2 protein-coding genes are annotated in these 564 nt (G+C 71.6%); one reads left to right on the top strand and one right to left on the bottom strand.

Going from position 1 to position 564, the window contains the following annotated elements; genetic code table 11:
- Positions 1-342, top strand: a 342-nt coding sequence (locus Ato02nite_RS51245; protein WP_213014007.1) for a hypothetical protein, incomplete at its 5' end; no start/stop codon positions are given.
- Here Ato02nite_RS51245 and Ato02nite_RS51240 read toward each other — a convergent pair.
- Positions 325-564: TetR family transcriptional regulator C-terminal domain-containing protein (locus Ato02nite_RS51240; RefSeq protein WP_213014006.1), on the bottom strand; the 240-nt coding region annotated here is incomplete at its 5' end. The genes Ato02nite_RS51245 and Ato02nite_RS51240 overlap by 18 nt on opposite strands.

Raw genomic sequence — 564 nt, 5'->3', positions numbered from 1 at the left:
TGGGTCATCACCATCGGGTCGCTGGGCGACGAGGAAGACTGGGAACCCATCGTCTGCGGTCCCTACGAACGGGCGCACGCCCTCTCCCTCGCCCAGGCCGTGGTGGCCGACGAGGACCTGATGGCGGTCGTCGAGCCGTTGCTGCCCCGGGCCGACGCCGAGTCGATCCGGGACGAGATCGAACTGGCCCGGGCCGGCGCCGAGGCGCCGTCCGACGACGGCGACGGCGAGGACGAGGACGATTACGAGACCAGACGGGTACGCCCGGGCCGGGCACCCAGCGAGGCCGAGGTGCGCGAGGGCTGGGTCCGGATCGCCGCCCGCCTAGCGTCGGTCGAGTAGCGCCCGCACGCCGGTCATGTAGGTCGCCAGGTCCGGCGACCCGGTCAGCATTCGCTGCAACGCGTAACCGGGCATGAGCGAGTAGAACGCCGACGTGACGCCCTCGATGTCGGTGTCCGCGGGCAGTTCGCCGTCCTCCACCAGGTGCTCGACCACGGCCTGGAAGCCCAGCCGCATCCCGCTGTAGCGCTCCCGGACGATCTCGCCGATCGCCGGGTCGAG

It is taken from the genome of Paractinoplanes toevensis, from assembly GCF_018332695.1.
Classification (GTDB): Bacteria; Actinomycetota; Actinomycetes; order Mycobacteriales; family Micromonosporaceae; genus Actinoplanes; species Actinoplanes toevensis.
The sequence above is the reverse complement of the archived record's forward strand: the minus strand, read 5'-3'. Positions and strand labels throughout refer to the sequence as shown.